Raw genomic sequence first — 17,458 nt, forward strand, 5'->3', positions numbered from 1 at the left:
GCGATCCCTTTTTTATTGCAGTAAATCACTCAGTTTTTTCAGGGCTCTTTGCATCCCTTTTTCAATGGACTGGTAGTCTTTCACTTCTTTGCAGGTATAAATAAGCATGACAGCGACTTGCCGCCCTTCCGGAAGGGATTCATAAAAAGTGGGCTTGTATAAGCGGTAAGCTTCGCGCATGCGCCGTTTCAACAGGTTGCGTACCACGGCCCGCTTAAAGCTTCTTTTCGACACCGAGAAGCTCACTTCAGCCGGATGAGTGCCGCTTAATGGCATGGGCAGATACACCACTTTCAAGGGAAAGATATAAAACGACGATCCTTGTTCAAATAGCTTCCCAATCATTTTGGTGCTGCAAAGTCGTTCCTTTTTGGTGAGTTTGAAAGCGTGCATCGTAAAAACGAAAATACAATAAAAAAAGGGGAAGTTTATTCCCCTTTCTATTCAATTATTTGTTGAAAAAGTCTTTAGTTTCCCTTGTTGTGTTCCTTGATAAACTGCTCCAAAGCCATAGTCATTGAAGGTGCCTGAGAAGTTGGCGCCTGAATATCCAGTCGAAGACCGGCATCAACAACTGCCTTTGCCGTTGTCGGGCCGAAGGAAGCAATCTTGGTGCTGTTTTGCTCAAAATCAGGAAAATTCTGAATCAGCGATTTAATGCCCGAAGGACTGAAGAAAACCAGGATATCATAGTTTACATCCTTCAAGTCAGACAAATCACTGCTGACGGTTTTGTATAGAATCGCTTTGGTGTAATTATAGCCTGCTTTATCAAGCAGCAACGGAATTTCTTGTTTGTGAATGTGCGACAAAGGAACAAGAAATTTCTCATTCTTGTGCTTCTTCATCACTTCCACCAAGTCTTCAAAACGACCAGCGCCGTAAAAGATTTTCCTTTTGCGGTAGACAATATACTTTTGCAGGTAGTAAGCAGTTGCTTCTGAAATGCAGAAGTACTTCATAGAGTCGGGAACAGTGACCCGGGTTTCCTGACAAATTCGGAAGAAATGATCAATGGCTGTACGACTTGTAAAAACAACAGCAGAGTGATCAAGAATCTGAATTCTCGTTTGTCTGAATTCTTTCCCGGAAACACCTTCTACCTGAATAAATGGCCTGAAGTCTACTTGTACGTTCGTCTTTTCAGCCAAGTCAAAATAAGGTGATTTTGTAGATTCAGGTTTTGGCTGCGAAACTAATATTTTCTTGATTTTCAAGCTATAAAACTTTAAATTATTTAATCCCGTTTTTAACCAATACCAAATTGCAGATAAAAATCAACGGTAAAATTTCAAGGGTACAAAGGTATAAAATCAAATAAAAAATAGAAAAATGTTTTGTAATTAATATTTTAGCGCCACGAAATAACAACAAGAAATAGAAGGCTGCACAAATAAATAGCCCTGTAAATACGGCCAGCCGCGGATTCTGTAAAGCACCAAAAGAAATCACCAAACTCACCGGAATTAAAAATAATCCCAAAATCCGGCTATAAAGATGCATATTATACAGAAATTCTGTTGTTTCCGAGCTGGTTTCACCCACAAATCCAGCGAACAAATAAGCCAATCGCTTGAGGATATAATAGCCAATAACTACGCCTAAAATGATCAGGTAAGTATTAAAACTACTTGAGGCAAGCGACAAGTTAAACTCATCAAAAAACTGGAAGATAAAAACGCTAAAGATCAGGTAAAAAATCAAATCCAACCGAAACGAGGCGTGGGTAACACTTACCGACCGATCGCGAAACAGCCGGCTGGAAGTGGAATAATTGATTACTGCATGGAATAGCTGGCTCAAGTACTTGTTAAAGAACAAACGAACGGTAGCCAGTAAGATAAGTGCCAGAATAAAAACCCCAATAACCCAATCAGGCTTTTCATTCATAAAAGACTTCTCAGGCAAAGATATCCAGGGTTTCGAAGGCTCTTCGGTAAAGGTTTCCACCTTTTGTGCACGAATCGGTTTGGCTAACTGAAGGTCTTCAGCAGCTTTGGCTCCCGAGCGAACTGTTGCCTTATTGGTTGTTGTTTGTGCCGATCCGGCCCCCTGAACTCCAGCCGTAACCGTACTATCTTGTTGATTGATCGAATCCAGTTTACGAATAGCAGCTGGCTGAATCAGTTTTACCGGCACCTGAACCGTTCCGGAAGACTCGGTTTCAACAGGACGATTCAGCTGTTGCAAAAGAGTGTCATTTTGAAGTGCTTGTTCTAACATTTCAGCCAAAGCTAAATTTTCATACAAAAATAGAAATTTCCGAGGTTAAATAAGCGAGCTGACTACCTTTGTAGCAAAATAGTTATTAACCAAACGATGTTATTAGACCATCATTTCTATTTAGCGCCATTACAGGGATTTACCGATTTTGTTTACCGACGCTGCCATCATCAGCTGATTGGTTCCATCGACGAATTTTACATTCCCTATTTGGCAATTGGTCCGGGTAAAAAAATCAGAAACAGCCAGTTGCGCGACTGCTTACCCGAAAATAACATCGACATGCCCGTGGTTCCGCAAATCCTCTGTGCCAATGCTGACGAACTGAAGCTGCTTGCCAGCGAACTCCAACAAATGGGCTATTCCAAGGTCAACCTAAACCTGGGTTGCCCCTACCCCATGGCCACCAAACGTGGCCGGGGAACGGCCCTGCTGGAAGATACCCCAGCGCTTAAAGCGGTTTTGGATAATTTGTTTTCAGACTTTAATTTTCAGGTGTCCGTCAAGTTTCGATCGGGAATGACCGATGAGCAAACCATTCTGAACCAGTTTGAGCTTCTGCAAAACTACCCTTTCGAAAAGTTGATTTTCCACCCGCGAACAGCCAAACAGCTGTATAAAGGCCAAGCCAATCGCAAGCTTTTTGCCCAGCTGGTGGCTTTGTCCGACAAGCCGCTGGTTTACAATGGCGATATTTCTTCCAAAGCAGATATAGACGAAATCCTTCAACTTGTTCCCAGCCAACGAACCTGGATGATTGGTCGGGGAATTTTAAGCGATCCCCTGTTGATCAAACAATTGAAAGGAGAAACAATAAGCGAACAGGAAGCGCTACAGCTCAAAATGCAATTTCACCAGCAGGTGTTGGACGCTTATCGGGCTTGGTTGCAGGATGACGGTCATGTATTGATGAAGATGAAACAATTCTGGAGTTACTTTGCCAATAGTTTTCCCAATCCGGCCAAAACCTATAAGCCGATTAAAAAGGCATCAAAACTCGATCGTTTTCTTGAAGTTTACCCCTCAATTTTTCAGAAATCAGTCTGATTTTAAGCGTCCAAAGGCGCATAACATAAATTTAACATTCGTACTCCCCAATTCTAATCAGCTTGTCTTCAATAAAGACAACACACTCTCCTACAGCTACTTCAACAGCTCCCAAAAGTAGAATAGATCACTGATAATGTTAAAACGGAAGCTGAAAAACCATGCTCAATAATTCACATATCTACATTTCTATATACTTGCATGAAAAAATACTATATTTGTCCCATCAGAAATCGATAACGACTGAAAAGTATGAAAAAGAGATTACACCTTTATGTTTTGTTCCTAAGCCTTGGCCTGCCATTGATAAGCATGGCACAAACAAGGTCGCTTAGCTTAGATGAGGCGCTGGAACTGGCTAAAAATAACAACCTGGCCGCAAAAAGCGCCGAAGCCAGACAAAAAGCCGCGCAAGGAACCTACCGAATGACCAACGCTGTCTTTTTACCCGGTTTGTCCGTTAGTCATACCGGCGTAAAAACCAACGATCCGTTGTCGTCATTTGGGTTCAAACTGAAACAGGAGATCGTCAACCAAGCCGATTTTAATCCGGCAACATTGAACGATCCGGATGCTATTGAAAACTACAGTACCAAAATTGAGCTTCAGCAGCCCATCCTCAACGTTGATGGTTTGTACGCCCGCAAGGCTGCCAAAAACCAGTACGAAGCCATGACTTTGCAAAGCAAGCGGACACATCAACAAATCCGTTACGAAGTCAAAAGAGCTTATTTTCAACTGGAACTGGCGCAATCAGCGGTAAAGGTATTGAAACAATCCGTTGCTGTAGCCGAAGAAGCCCTAAAGCTCACCAAAGACAACGAAGCACAAGGTTTTGTGAAACATGCTGATGTTTTGGAAGCGTCTGTTCGATATGAAGAACGCCGCAACCAACTCAATGAAGCCGAGAACCAGCAGCAAGCAGCCGCTGAGTATTTGGCTCACTTACTGGGCATGGATCTAGGGACCAACATTTTGCTTACCGACTCGATGACCCGCGAACCTGCGCTGTTTAGCTGGAATGTGGGTGCCGAACAGCTGGAACAACGCTCTGACCTCAAGGCCATACAGAAACAAATTGAAGCAGGAGAAAACAAACTACGTTCCGAGAAAATGAAATTCATTCCACGCTTAAATGCCTTTGGTGCCTACGAATGGAATGACCGGGAAATTTTAGGCATGTCGGCCAACAATTACATAGTGGGTGCCAGCTTAACCTGGGACTTGTTCAGCGGCTATAAAAACATTGGAAGTGTTCAGCAAGCCAGCTCACAGCTCGACGAAGCCGAATACCAATACCAGGATTACCTGTCTCAAAGCCAAATGCAGCTGAACCAGGCCAAACGCAAGCTGGAGCTAAATTTCAAGCAAGTTCATTCCAGCAAACTGGCCAAAGAACAAGCTGCGGAGTCATTACGCATTCGCACCAACCGCTTTGAGCAAGGCCTGGAAAAAACAACCGATTTATTAATTGCCGAAGCACTGGCATCAAAGAAAAACCTGGACTACATCCAATCCATTTATAATTACAAACAAGCAGTTTTCGAAATGGAATTGCTGCTTGAAAAAGACATAAACGAATAAAAGCCATAACCACAATGAAAACAAATAAGATGAAAAAAGCCACGCTAATAGCAACCCTTGCCTTAGGAATTCTGGTTTCTGCTTGTGGCAATAAAGACCAAAAACAAACCACTTCGCCAACCAAAGTTGAAGCACAACTGGCCGTTGCTGCGTTAAAAGACTATCCCGTCGTTCACAGCTTCTCGGGCAAACTGGAGGCTGAAAAAATAGCCAACCTGAGTACCCGTATGATGGGACAGGTAAGCCGGATATATGTGAAGCCGGGGCAACAGGTAAAACAAGGCGATTTGTTGTTGCAAATCCGCAACCAGGACATTCTGGCCAAAAAAGCCCAGGTGGAAGCCAACATGGTAGAAGCCACAACCGCTTTTGAAAGTGCCGAAAAAGACCTGAAACGCTTTGAAGCCTTGTATGCAGCCAACAGTGCATCAGACAAGGAAATGGATGACATTCGTACCCACTACCGGATGGCCCAAGCGCGCCTGGAAGCTGTTCAGCAGATGAAAAAAGAAGTGGAAGAATCGCTTCGTTATGCGGCCATTCGTGCCCCTTACAGTGGGGTAATTACCGGAAAATATGTACAGGAAGGCGACATGGCCAATCCCGGAATGCCTTTGTTGAGCATCGAAAGCCCCTCGCAATGGAAAGTGATTGCCCGAATTCCGGAAGCCGACATTGCCCGCTTACAGCTCAATGACCCGGTCAAAGTACAGTTTAACGCGCTGAATAACCAACAGCTGGATGGAGTCATTGCCGAAATCAATCCATCGTCGGCCAACACCGGTAACCAATTCGAAGCCAAAGTAATTATTAACAAACAAGCAGACCAAACCACCAACTTATACAGCGGCATGTACGCCACCGTATTTTACGAAAAAGGAACACAACAACAGATTTTGGTTCCTCAGTCGGCCTTGGTTACCAAAGGACAACTGGTTGGGCTGTATGCCGTGGGACAAACCGGTCAAGCCTTGCTTCGCTGGGTGAAAACCGGTACAAGCGTAAGGGATTCCATCGAAATCCTTTCAGGCCTGGCCGATGGCGAAACATATATTCAATCTTCAAACGGAAAACTGTTTGATGGCGCATTAGTGGTAACCCAATAAGAAAGAAACATGAAGACAGGATTTGCAGGCGGTATCGCCAAACAATTTATAAATTCAAAGCTGACTCCCCTATTGATGATTGCCTTTTTGGCCATTGGGATTTACAGCTCTTACCTTACCCCGCGGGAAGAGGAACCTCAAATTGATGTTCCCATTGCCGATATTTTCTTCCGCTACCCCGGGGCCAGCCCTAAAGAAATCGAATCACGGGTAATGCAACCGCTTGAAAAAGTGGTGGCCAATATTCCCGGGGTTGAATACGTCTACTCTACTTCCATGCCCGGACAAGCGATGCTGATCGTTCAGTTTTATGTGGGTGAAGACGTGGAGCGCTCGTTGGTGAAAATGTACAACGAGATTATGAAACACATGGACCAAATGCCTAAAGGAACGAGCCTTCCCTTGGTGAAAACCCGTTCGATTGACGATGTTCCCGTGCTTGGTCTGACGTTCTGGAGTGAAAACTACGACGACTATGAACTGCGCCGCATTGCGCAGGAGGTTAACAATGAAATAGAACAAGTCACTGATGTTTCGGAAACCAAAATTATTGGAGGACGGTCACGTCAGGTGCGTGTGGTCCTGAACAACGAGCAGATGGCCGGTTTTCAGGTTGATGCATTGAGCATTGCCCAAAAAATTCAGCTGGCCAATACCCAGTTCAATGCCGGTTCGTTCAACAGCAACGATCAGGAGTACCTGGTGGAAGCCGGTGAATTTTTGAAAAATGCCGACGATGTGGCCAACCTGGTGGTTGGTATTCACAACGGAAGCCCGGTGTACCTGAAACAGGTCGCTGAAGTGCTGGATGGCCCGCAAGAACCTGTTCAATATGTGAATTTTGGCTTTGGCGATATCCATGAGAAAAAAGACGAATTCCAGGGTGAATATCCTGCCGTTACCATCTCCATAGCCAAGCGTCGTGGGGCCGATGCCATGAAAGTATCGGATGCCATTCTGGAAAAAATTGACCTGCTGGAAAAAAGCCTCATTCCCGAGGATGTGCAGGTGGATGTTACCCGAAACTATGGCGAAACCGCTTCGCACAAAGTAGCCGAGCTGTTGATGCACTTGTTAGGAGCCATTGTTGCAGTAACCTTTGTGGTTATGCTGGCCATGGGATGGCGCGGCGGTCTGGTGGTCTTTCTTTCGGTTCCCATCACCTTTGCCTTAACCATGTTCAGCTACTATTTCCTGGATTACACGCTGAACCGGATTACCTTGTTCGCGCTGGTGTTTGTTACCGGAATTGTGGTGGACGACTCCATCATTATTGCTGAGAATATGCACCGTCACTTTAAAATGAAGAAATTACCGTTCATCCAGGCGGCACTGCGTTCCATTGATGAGGTTGGCAACCCGACCATCTTGGCAACCTTTACCGTAATTGCGGCGGTACTGCCCATGGTATTTGTGTCCGGACTGATGGGACCTTACATGAGCCCGATGCCCATTGGTGCATCCATTGCCATGATATTCTCCCTGCTGGTAGCCCTGACGATTACACCGTACCTGGCTTACCGCTTGCTTCGCACGGATGACAAGGATGACCACGAGAAAAAAGCATTCCGTCTGGAAGACAGCATGATTTACAAGCTTTACGCCAAGACCATGAGACCCATGTTGGAGTCGCCATGGAAACGCTGGACCTTTATCATTGGTGTAACAGTGCTGCTGCTGGGTTCAACAACCTTGGTTTACTTTAAGATGGTGGCTGTAAAAATGCTTCCGTTCGACAACAAAAACGAGTTTCAGGTGATTATTGACATGCCCGAAGGAACTACACTGGAACGTACGGCTGTGGTTGCCAAAGAGCTGGCAGCCTACATTGCCACACAGGAAAATGTGGTGAACTACCAAACCTATGTGGGTACGGCTTCGCCCATGAACTTTAACGGTCTGGTTCGTCATTATGACCTGAGAAGCGGATCCAATGTAGCCGATATTCAGGTAAACCTGACCGACAAAGGTGAGCGGAAATTGCAAAGTCATGATATTGCCAAACTGATGCGTCCGGAACTGCACCGCCTGGCAGAGAAATACCAGGCCAATGTAAAGGTTGTGGAAGTTCCACCGGGTCCTCCCGTAATGTCAACCCTGGTTGCTGAAGTGTACGGTCCGGATTACGAAGGGCAGATGGAAGTAGCCAGCCAGGTAAAGGATTTGTTTGCTCAGACAGCCGATGTTGTAGACATTGACTGGCACATGGAAGACGACCAGCACGAATACAAATTCAATGTATTGAAAGAAAAAGCGGCCCTGCTAGGCCTTTCAACGCAGCAAGTGGTCCACAGCCTGCAAATGGCTTTGGGTGGTCATGAGGTCGCTCAGCTTTACCAGGAAAAGGAACATGAGCAAATTGGCATTGTTCTTCGCTTTAAGGAGCAGGAACGCTCCGGCATCAACGACCTGAAAAAGGTAAATATCATGAGTCCGACCGGACAAATGGTCGCCTTGGGTGATGTGGTTGAAATTGAAGAAGGCTTACAGGACAAGAGCATTTACCGCAAAAATCAAAAGCGCGTGGTTTATGTAACGGCTGACATTGCCGGAAAACTGGAAAGCCCGGTGTATGGCATCCTGGACATGTCGGAAAATCTGGGTCAGATTCAGCTTCCCGAAGGGTACACGTTGAGTGAGGAATTCACAGAACAGCCCTTTGTTCAGGACGATTACAGTCTGAAATGGGATGGTGAATGGCAAATTACCTACGAAGTGTTCCGTGATTTGGGAACTGCTTTTGCCGTGGTCCTGCTTGTCATTTATTTGTTGATTATTGGTTGGTTCCAAAACTTTAAAGTGCCGTTTGTGATGATGATTTCCATCCCGTTGTCGCTGGTGGGTATCTTAATCGGTCACTGGTTGATGGGTGCTTTCTTTACGGCAACATCCATGATTGGTCTGATCGCACTAGCCGGGATTATGGTCCGAAATGCCATCCTGCTGATCGACTTTATAAACTTGAGGCTGGCCGATGGTGTACCGCTGAAAGAAGCTGTGATTGAAGCCGGAGCAGTACGGACAACGCCGATTTTGTTGACTGCAGGTACGGTAGTGATTGGTGCTGTGGTTATTTTGTTTGACCCCATTTTCCAGGGACTGGCGATTTCACTGATGGGTGGATCCATTGCTTCCACCTTCCTGACCCTGGTGATTGTGCCGCTGATCTATTACATGACCGAGCGTAAAAAATACCCGGTAGCCGAAACGCCCGTCGACAATGGCGACCAAGAGCAAAATCAATCCAATGAACCTTTAAATGAACTGTCATGATGAAATTTGTAATTATTCAATGTGTAAAAGCCTACCATCCGGAGCTGCAGCAAATTCTGAAAAGCATTAAAATTAACGCGTACAGCGAAATGGATGTCGAAGGTTTTATGGAACAGGCAGATGGCAACACCGATTTTTCCAATTGGTTTGCCGCCCAAAAAAATCCTTACAACTACATGGTTTCCTTTATGTTTTTGGCCGACGACAAAGCCAATCAACTGCTGGAACGGATTGATCAGTTCAACCAAAGCATTGAAGAAATGAGTCCGATAAACGCCTACATTGTTGGAGGTGTCGAGAAATTTGTTTAACCCTAAAAGTGAAACACAATGAGAGAACGAATTGTACGGGCCGTAGCCGGCTTGATGATCACAGTAAGTGTTCTGTTGGCGGTATTTGTCAGTGAGTACTGGCTGATTCTAACGGCATTTGTAGGTCTTAACCTGCTACAGTCATCCTTCACCAGGTTCTGTCCGCTGGAGCTTATTTTGGAAAAGAGTGGTGTCGAAAAATAAATGGGAAAAAGGATTGCAGCCAAAGTGTTGCAATCCTTTTTTTTTGCTCCAACCATTCTTTCGTAGTTGAAATTTTTGTCCAAAAGCTAACGAAGGTTAAATTTTTGATGCTCAAAGAACAACCAATAGAAAGCATGCCTATATTTGCACAAAATTTAGCAGGATGATTAAACAACTGATTCGATTGCTGTTTTTTGCTTTGGGTATCTACCTGTTGGCAGTTACCACTTCCGAACATCCCACCCCATCGGTGGCCCGCAATCATATCGCTTTTGTTGAACATCAGGCTGCTATTCAGTTACCGGGCATGCCGCCCTTGTTCCTGTTCAACCAGGAAAGTAGCAGCGGTCAGACGACTGCTGAAAACCTGAAACCCTTTGTTCGTTCCCTGTTTCCAACACAGCGCGTTCCCCGAGGATTCAGCTTTCGAAACACCATCCGTTTAACCTTCTTATTAATTGACTATGAGGCCCCTGTTCCGCTCTTTATTCGCGAACATGCCTTGCGGTGTTAGTCTTTCTTTTCCACATGTACACCCCTGCCTCCTGAGTGGTTATTCAACGTTCAGGAACAAGTAATCTGATCTCCTGAAGAGATCACCCTAAGTTTAATCGTTTAATACAAATTGACATGGAAAAGCAAAATAAAACACCCGAAGTAGAGAAAAAATCAAATAAGGATTTCATCTGGTTTGGAATCGGAATGGTGGGTCTTATTACCGCTCTGGTTCTACTAAAAGTCATCATGCAATACTTTGGCCTGATCGGCTAAAACAAAAACGAGACGATTGCTGCGGCGATCGTCTCGTTTGATTTTATCTAGTGCGCTTCCATCCAGTTTGAAGCGGCATCCATTTCAACTGTGAGTGGCAGCCCAATGTCAACAGCGTGCTCCATTTGCTCTTTTACAATCTTCTTCACTTGCTCCAGCTCGTCTTTCGGAACATCGAAGTTCAATTCATCATGCACCTGTAAGGTCATTTTAGCCTTCAGATTTTGCGCATTCAGCACTTTCCAGATGTTGATCATAGCCAGCTTGATGATATCGGCTGCTGAGCCCTGAATAGGCGCATTGATGGCGTTTCGTTCAGCCACACCACGCACCACGGCATTGGCCGACTCAATATCTTTCAGGTAGCGGCGGCGTCCGCGAATGGTTTCCACATACCCTTTATCGCGCGCCAGCTGGATACTTTCATCCATAAATTCCTTCACCCTTGAGAAGTTCTCGAAGTAGCCATCAATCAGCTCTTTGGCCTCACTACGCGAAATGTTCAACCGTTCGGACAAGCCAAAGGCAGAAATTCCGTAGATAATCCCAAAGTTGGCGGTCTTGGCTTTCCTGCGCATATCCGAAGTCACCTCTTCCAGCGGCACCTTGTAGATTTTGGCAGCCGTAGCCGCATGCACATCCTGCTGGTTCCGGAAAGCTTCCAGCAAATGCTCATCTTTACTGAGGGCCGCCATAATCCGCAACTCAATTTGCGAGTAGTCAGCCGACAAAAACAGGTGGTTCTCATCCGAGGCCGTAAAAGCCCGACGAATTTCGCGGCCGTTTTCATCCCGGATCGGAATATTCTGAAGGTTGGGGTTGGTCGAACTCAAGCGTCCGGTAGCTGCAATGGCCTGATTGTAGCTGGTATGCAGTCTGCCGGTTTTCGGATTGACCAGCAGCGGCAAAGCTTCTACATACGTCGAAAGCAGCTTTTTCAATCCTCTGAACTCCAAAATTTTTGGAACAATCGGGTGTTTATCCACCAGCTTACTCAACACCTCTTCGGAAGTTGAATATTGCTTGGATTTGGTCTTTTTGGCCTTGCTCACAATGTTCAGTTTCTCAAACAAAATGGGCCCCAGCTGCTTGGGCGACGAAACATTAAATTCTTCGCCAGCCAGTTCAATAATTTCTTTTTCGAGCGCAATGATTTGCGTGCGTAATTGATCTGCAAACACATCCAGCTCTTTCGTATTCAGGCTTACTCCGGTCATTTCCATGTCGGCCAAAACCGGAATAAGTGGCATTTCAATTTCTTCGAAAACCGGGCGAACACCCGTTTTATCCAAATCCGGATCGAGGGCCAGCTTCAGCTGCAAGGTCAGGTCAGCATCTTCGCAGGCATAGTCTTTCAGCTTGTCCACCGGCACCTGACGCATGGTTTGTTGCTTCTTCCCTTTCTTGCCAATCAGGCTTTCGGTTTCCACCTTCTGGTAGCCCAGGTAAGTCTCGCACAGATAATCGAGGTTGTGCCGCAATTCGGGCTGAATAAGGTAATGCGCTATCATGGTATCGTAAAGCGGACCGCGAACCTCTACCCCATAATGTTTCAGCATCAGGATATCGTACTTGATGTTTTGCCCGATTTTACGCACGTTTTCATCCTCAAAAACCAGGCGGAATTCTTCCACCACCTTTTGGGCTTCTTCGCGTTTGCGCGGCAGCGTTACACAGTAAGCTTCCCCTTTTTTAAAGGCAAACGACAAACATACCAGCTCAGCCGAATGGGTGTCCAGCCCGGTGGTTTCCGTGTCGAAACAAAACTCTTCCTGTACCGATAACTCAGCGCGGAGGCTGGCCCGTTGCATCGCATTTTCAACCAGGAAATACTGGTGCGGCGTATTCTCAAGATTGTTTAAGTCTTTTCGCATAACCGGTTCGGTGCCTTGGCTTCCGCCAAACAAGGTTCCTTGTTCAAAACTGGCCTGAGCCGGCTTTTCGGGTACCCCCAGCTTTTGAGCCATCGTACGAAACTCCAGCTCGTTGTAGATATCGCGCAGCACCTCCAAGTTAGGAGCATCTTTGGTCAGTGACTTTTCATCAAAGTCAACCGGAACATCCAGCACAATGGTGGCCAGCTTACGCGACAGGCGCACCTGCTCTTCATGGTTCTCCAGGTTTTCCTTCTGCTTCCCTTTCAGCTCGTTAATGTGCTCGTAAATGCCGTCGATGGAATGATAGGCCGAAATGAGTTTCATGGCCGTTTTCGGGCCAATACCAGGGCATCCGGGAATGTTATCGGCCGAGTCGCCCATCAGGCCCAGAATATCGATTACCTGCTCCGGTGTTTCAACCTCAAACTTCTCCTTCACTTGCTCCACTCCCCACACTTCCACATCGTTACCGGCACGTCCGGGTTTATACATGAAAATATTGTCGGAAACCAGTTGCGCATAATCCTTGTCCGGAGTCATCATAAAAACCTGGTAACCGGCTTTTTCGCCTTTCTTGGCCAGGGTGCCAATCACATCGTCGGCTTCAAAACCTTCTTTTTCCAGAATCGGAATGTTATAGGCTTCAATAATCTTCCGAACCCAGGGAATGGCTTTGCGAATGTCTTCGGGCATCTCATCACGCGTGCCTTTGTATTCATCAAACAGCTCGTGCCGGAAAGTGGGCGCATGCACATCGAAAACCACGGCAATGTGCGTGGGGTTTTCCTTGTTCAGCAACTGCTCCAGCGAGTTGACAAACCCCAGCATGGTAGAAGTGTTTAGCCCCTTCGAGTTGAAGCGCGGATTTTTGATGAACGCGAAATACGAACGGTAAATCAACGCGTAGGCATCGAGTAGAAAAAGTCGGTTATTTTGTTCATTCTGTTCAGGCATGTTGCTATTTTTTAAGGGTTATCGGAAGCGAACCACTCGGCAAACGAGTTCTTGGTTTCATACAGCCGAACACTAAATAATTCAAGATGTTCAGGCAAAATATGCTTAAGCTTATCAGCAATAAAAATAACCATATTTTCCGTTGTTGGCTGAAAATTAACCAAGTGCTGCCGCCTATACAGCTCGCCCAGCTCGCTTAGCTTATTGTGGGCCGCCACATTGTTGAGCATGATGGAGTGATCCAAGGGCTCGACAATATGCTTTTCAACCAGCTTTTTCAACACACTAAAATCCATTACCATCCCGTCTTTGGGGTCGCCTGCCTTGTACAATGGTTCTCCCATAATGGTCACCTGCAGCTTATAAGAATGCCCGTGCAGGTTACTGCACAGCCCATCGTAATTGGTCAGGGCATGAGACATTTCAAACCCAAATTGCTTGCTTACTCTGATTTTTGTCATCGATAAATATTAATGCCGCGAAATTAAGAACTTCCAGTCAATAAACGAAAAAAGCCGGCTTTCCGCCGGCTTTTAAACTATCGTAGTTTTCATCCATTATTCTCCGCAAGTACAGCGTTCCAGGCAATCCACCACCTGGCTTAACACATCATGTTTCAGGTAGTAAAACGTGTTTTTACCTTCACGACGTGAACACAAAACACCTTTATCTTTCAAGATACCCAAATGATGGGAAGTCGTGGATTGTTCAATCCCCAAAAGCTCATGAATTTGCGTAACGGTCAATTTCTTGCCTCCTTCCAGGTGTTTCAATATGGCAATCCGCATGGGATGTGCAATTGCTTTCAGCATATTGGCGGCCATTTCCAACCGGTCGGGGTCTATTTCCTGAATCTTTATCATGTTGTTTTCTAATTACAAATGCAAATATATAAATATTTAATATTCAAGTGAAATAAAAGTTTCGGAATAGCCCCATTTTAGAAAGAATACAAATATCCCTCAGCCAGCCAGCCATGAACAAATCCAGTTGAAATTTGTGTTAGACGGAGACATTCAAGCAAAAACTTAATTAATTTACTATTTTTGAACCGTTCCAAAATCAAACAGATGACTTCTTTGGATATCATTAAAGCCCCCATACAAACTGAGTTGGAAGCCTTTGAAGATTACTTCAAGGCAACAATCCAAAGTGATATCCCCTTTTTATCACTCATCATCAATTACCTTTTGCGAAAGAAGGGCAAGCAAATGCGCCCGATGTTCGTTTTTCTGGCGGCCAAAATGAATGGTGACTTCAATGAATCCACCAACATGGCGGCCTCATCCATTGAGCTTTTGCACACCGCCACCCTGGTGCACGACGATGTGGTGGACGAATCGTATGAGCGACGCGGAAGCTTCTCCATCAATGCGTTGTGGAAGAACAAACTGGCCGTGCTGGTGGGCGACTACATTCTGGCCAAAGGCATGCTGCTGAACATCGACAACAAAAAATACAATTTCCTGCATTTAATCAGCCGTTCGGTTAAAGACATGAGCGAAGGCGAGATTTTACAGATGCGCAAAAGCCGCAAACTCGATATTGATTACGATACCTACTTCGAAATTATTGAAAAGAAAACCGCTTCGCTGATTGCCACCAGTATGGCTATTGGGGCTGCTTCGGTTACCGACGACGAAACGGTGGTTGAAAAAATGTTCCGGATTGGAATTGACGCGGGAATTGCCTTCCAGATTAAGGATGATATTTTCGACTACCAGGCCAAGGGCTTGCTGGGCAAACCCACCGGAAATGACATCAAGGAGAAGAAGATTACTCTCCCCTTGCTTTATGTGCTGAGTAACTCGGACGACAAGGAAAAACGCCGGATTTTGCACGAGGTGAAGCGCAAAAACAAAAACACCGCCAAGGTGCAGGAACTGGTTAAGCTGGTGGTGGAACGCGGCGGACTGGATTATGCCACCGAGCAAATGAATTACTACCGCGACCGCGCCATTACGGCCATCAACGAATTCCCAGAATCGGACTCCCGCACCGCGCTGATCGAGCTGGTAAACTACGTAACTACCCGAAAAAAGTAGGGTCGCACAATCGGTTTTTTGGATTTTCGGATTGCTGGATTTGAAGAGCCAAGACAGAACAGATGGCTTTCCCTTCGCCTATGCCTGCGCCTTATCTTCCAAAAACAAGGAGCGGCCAGCGAGTCTTCTGAATTGAAATACATTTTTCCTAACCGCAAAGGCGCAAAGAGAACCGCGAAGAAAAGAAGGCACGAAGCTAGCAAAACCTAACTCCCCAACTTCACCGCCAGGTGAAAAGGACGGCCTAGGAGGCTTTCGAGCTAAAAAACACGCTGTTAACCGCAAAGCAAGGTACTCAGAAACATGAGTTCAGATGCAAGACTACGGCTGAGCCTCCCCGCTACCGCACGATTGTATCGTGTGGTATTTCCAGCTAGCCTTAACCACGCGATACAATCGCGCGGGAGCAACAATTGGGCTTGATGCAACAGGAAACCAAGATTCTGAAACAAGTTCAGAATGACGCTCCGGTTGGGGCGGTTTGGTTGGACTACGAGGCTTTCGAGCTAAAAAACACGCTGTTAACCGCAAAGTAAGGTACTCAGAAACATGAGTTCCGATGCAAGACTACGGCTGAGCCTCAGCGAGCACCCCAAAAAATGAAAATGACTCAAAAACTTTTGAAAAAGCAGGCTTATGATCAGCTTGTTTTGCTATCTTGCCTCTTGCTGCCGCTGAATTAGATTGTGTGGCGTTTCAAACTAGCCTTAGCAGGAACCCATAAGCAGTAATTGGAGAAAGCCCCCAAAAGATTAAGTTTAATTAGTAAAAAGAAAAAGATGACAAAACAATTTTTGACAATCGCTTTAGTTGCAATGGTATTAATGACAGCTTGCAATCAAAAAACAATTAAAGAAAACCCAGGAAAAACAAAAACCGAAACAATAACAACGGATTCGGAAAACATCATAAGCCAATCACTGACTGATAAAAATGGCAACACACTTAAAATGACTTTTGACAATGCAAAAGATATTGTAACCGTAGATTTTGAGGGAGAAAAGACAGAGCTTATCAGAAAAAGAGCGGCATCTGGTATTTGGTATGCAAATGACAGATTTGAATTGAGAGGGAAAGGCAACGACATACAATTTAGGAAAGATGGGAAACTGATTTTCGAACATCAGGACAACTAGAGCAAGGAGCGATAACCTTTAGAAACATACAAAGGAAGGATAAGCCCGAGCCGATGCAGCGATTACCAAAAAACAAACCCACCAGTGAGAACCGGCGGGTTTATTTTCATAGAAAATGAGGATATTTCACCTTATTAGTTCGGACTTAAGGCTTCTTCTTTCGGATTTCGGCGGGCTAACATATTCGCGTAGTAATTTCGTCCGGCGTTGATTAAATCCAGGGCCTCTTCAAACAACGGAGTGCCTTGGGCCTTAGCCATGGCCAACACGTAATTGCAGAAATCCCGATAGGTTTGAAAGGTTTCCCGGCGGATGATCTTCATATCGTAATCTTCCGTTTGGGCTTCGGTTTGAATACGCTGACCAAACAACACTTTAAAAGCTTCATTGTCGGCCTTTAAACGCGTAATATAGCGCTCCATGTTTAGGGTACTGACATGCGCCGCAGCCGTTGGTTCTTCTAAATCGCTGATCAATTTGTCAATGGCAATCGTTTCGGCTTCGTAATTCAGGTTGGGCAAATTTCTAAAGTTTTTGAAAATCAGGTTCAGGCTACGGCTGGCAGCCACTTCCTCCGGGTCGTCCGAAAGGGCATAAAGGGCCAAACATCGCCGGCAGGCCTGGTTCGACTTATCGCGTTTGGTATCGGCATTGGCAATATTCAGGGTTATTTCACTCGCCCTGATCTGTGCCATGGCCTTCTCGAACAAATCACTATGATCACTTAACTTACTCATGTAGTTGTTAAATGGCCCATCGGTCATCAGGGCCTGATCAATCGTTCCCAAATCGGCTAAGTGCCGGTTAACTAATTGGCCTGCTTCGAGGTTCGAAAGCGCAGAAACGCGCAAAGATTCTAGAAAATGTTTCATCGTTAGGTCGTTTTATGTTTATAATTAACTACAAGTTATGACCTTCTGATGAAAT

17 protein-coding genes are annotated in these 17,458 nt (G+C 45.5%); 10 read left to right on the plus strand and 7 right to left on the minus strand.

The features are described from left to right. Nucleotides 1-12 precede the first annotated feature (12 nt). From ACRD6K_RS09135 to ACRD6K_RS09145, 3 genes are all read right to left on the minus strand, one after another. On the minus strand, nt 13-393 hold the full coding sequence (locus ACRD6K_RS09135; protein WP_430973001.1) for a ribonuclease P protein component: 381 nt from the start codon (nt 391-393) through the stop codon (nt 13-15). A gap of 74 nt (nt 394-467) precedes the next feature. Next, nucleotides 468-1,217, minus strand: a complete 750-nt coding sequence (locus tag ACRD6K_RS09140; RefSeq protein ID WP_430973002.1) for a uroporphyrinogen-III synthase — start codon at nt 1,215-1,217, stop codon at nt 468-470. A gap of 16 nt (nt 1,218-1,233) precedes the next feature. Then, nucleotides 1,234-2,223, minus strand: coding sequence for a DUF4271 domain-containing protein (locus ACRD6K_RS09145; RefSeq protein ID WP_299578560.1), 990 nt, complete (start codon nt 2,221-2,223; stop codon nt 1,234-1,236). Between the two features lie 96 nt (nt 2,224-2,319). Between ACRD6K_RS09145 and ACRD6K_RS09150 the strand changes: the two genes are divergently transcribed. The 8 genes from ACRD6K_RS09150 (at nt 2,320) to ACRD6K_RS09185 (ending at nt 10,519) form a co-directional block, all read left to right on the plus strand. Continuing rightward, nucleotides 2,320-3,270, plus strand: coding sequence for a tRNA dihydrouridine synthase (locus tag ACRD6K_RS09150; RefSeq protein ID WP_430973003.1), 951 nt, complete (start codon nt 2,320-2,322; stop codon nt 3,268-3,270). Between the two features lie 252 nt (nt 3,271-3,522). After that, the gene (locus tag ACRD6K_RS09155; protein ID WP_430973004.1) at nt 3,523-4,854 is read left to right on the plus strand and encodes a TolC family protein; all 1,332 of its coding nucleotides are present in this window, start codon (nt 3,523-3,525) and stop codon (nt 4,852-4,854) included. A gap of 14 nt (nt 4,855-4,868) precedes the next feature. Continuing rightward, the gene (locus ACRD6K_RS09160; protein ID WP_430973005.1) at nt 4,869-5,960 is read left to right on the plus strand and encodes an efflux RND transporter periplasmic adaptor subunit; all 1,092 of its coding nucleotides are present in this window, start codon (nt 4,869-4,871) and stop codon (nt 5,958-5,960) included. Nucleotides 5,961-5,969: 9 nt separating this feature from the next. Beyond that, the gene (locus ACRD6K_RS09165) at nt 5,970-9,233 is read left to right on the plus strand and encodes an efflux RND transporter permease subunit (protein WP_430973006.1); all 3,264 of its coding nucleotides are present in this window, start codon (nt 5,970-5,972) and stop codon (nt 9,231-9,233) included. Beyond that, entirely contained in the window at nt 9,230-9,544 is a 315-nt protein-coding gene (locus tag ACRD6K_RS09170) for a hypothetical protein (RefSeq protein WP_299578555.1), read from the plus strand. The genes ACRD6K_RS09165 and ACRD6K_RS09170 overlap by 4 nt, the downstream gene beginning before the upstream one ends. A gap of 18 nt (nt 9,545-9,562) precedes the next feature. Continuing rightward, entirely contained in the window at nt 9,563-9,748 is a 186-nt protein-coding gene (locus ACRD6K_RS09175; protein ID WP_299578554.1) for a YgaP family membrane protein, read from the plus strand. A gap of 163 nt (nt 9,749-9,911) precedes the next feature. Then, a complete protein-coding gene (locus ACRD6K_RS09180; RefSeq protein WP_299578553.1) occupies nt 9,912-10,262 on the plus strand; it encodes a hypothetical protein in 351 nt (116 codons plus the stop codon). Nucleotides 10,263-10,378: 116 nt separating this feature from the next. Next, on the plus strand, nt 10,379-10,519 hold the full coding sequence (locus tag ACRD6K_RS09185; RefSeq protein WP_299578552.1) for a hypothetical protein: 141 nt from the start codon (nt 10,379-10,381) through the stop codon (nt 10,517-10,519). A gap of 47 nt (nt 10,520-10,566) precedes the next feature. Here ACRD6K_RS09185 and polA read toward each other — a convergent pair whose 3' ends face one another. The 3 genes from polA to ACRD6K_RS09200 form a co-directional block, all read right to left on the minus strand. Further along, nucleotides 10,567-13,350 carry a DNA polymerase I gene (gene polA / locus ACRD6K_RS09190; protein ID WP_430973007.1) on the minus strand — a complete coding sequence of 928 codons (2,784 nt, stop codon included), beginning with the start codon at nt 13,348-13,350 and terminating at the stop codon, nt 10,567-10,569. A gap of 11 nt (nt 13,351-13,361) precedes the next feature. Then, the gene (locus tag ACRD6K_RS09195; protein ID WP_299578550.1) at nt 13,362-13,811 is read right to left on the minus strand and encodes a 6-pyruvoyl trahydropterin synthase family protein; all 450 of its coding nucleotides are present in this window, start codon (nt 13,809-13,811) and stop codon (nt 13,362-13,364) included. A gap of 96 nt (nt 13,812-13,907) precedes the next feature. Then, nucleotides 13,908-14,213: an ArsR/SmtB family transcription factor gene (locus tag ACRD6K_RS09200; RefSeq protein ID WP_299578549.1), complete on the minus strand. Its 306-nt coding sequence runs from the start codon at nt 14,211-14,213 to the stop codon at nt 13,908-13,910. A 207-nt stretch (nt 14,214-14,420) separates the two neighbouring features. Between ACRD6K_RS09200 and ACRD6K_RS09205 the strand changes: the two genes are divergently transcribed. Then, the gene (locus ACRD6K_RS09205) at nt 14,421-15,395 is read left to right on the plus strand and encodes a polyprenyl synthetase family protein (protein WP_430973008.1); all 975 of its coding nucleotides are present in this window, start codon (nt 14,421-14,423) and stop codon (nt 15,393-15,395) included. 779 nt (nt 15,396-16,174) lie between these two features. Then, nucleotides 16,175-16,531, plus strand: coding sequence for an MliC family protein (locus tag ACRD6K_RS09210; protein ID WP_430973009.1), 357 nt, complete (start codon nt 16,175-16,177; stop codon nt 16,529-16,531). Between the two features lie 134 nt (nt 16,532-16,665). Here the strand turns inward: ACRD6K_RS09210 and ACRD6K_RS09215 are convergent, their stop codons facing one another. After that, the gene (locus tag ACRD6K_RS09215) at nt 16,666-17,403 is read right to left on the minus strand and encodes a DUF6261 family protein (protein WP_430973010.1); all 738 of its coding nucleotides are present in this window, start codon (nt 17,401-17,403) and stop codon (nt 16,666-16,668) included. Nucleotides 17,404-17,458: the final 55 nt, after the last annotated feature.

Source organism: Sunxiuqinia rutila (assembly GCF_050589705.1).
GTDB classification, from domain to species: domain Bacteria; phylum Bacteroidota; class Bacteroidia; order Bacteroidales; family Prolixibacteraceae; genus Sunxiuqinia; species Sunxiuqinia rutila.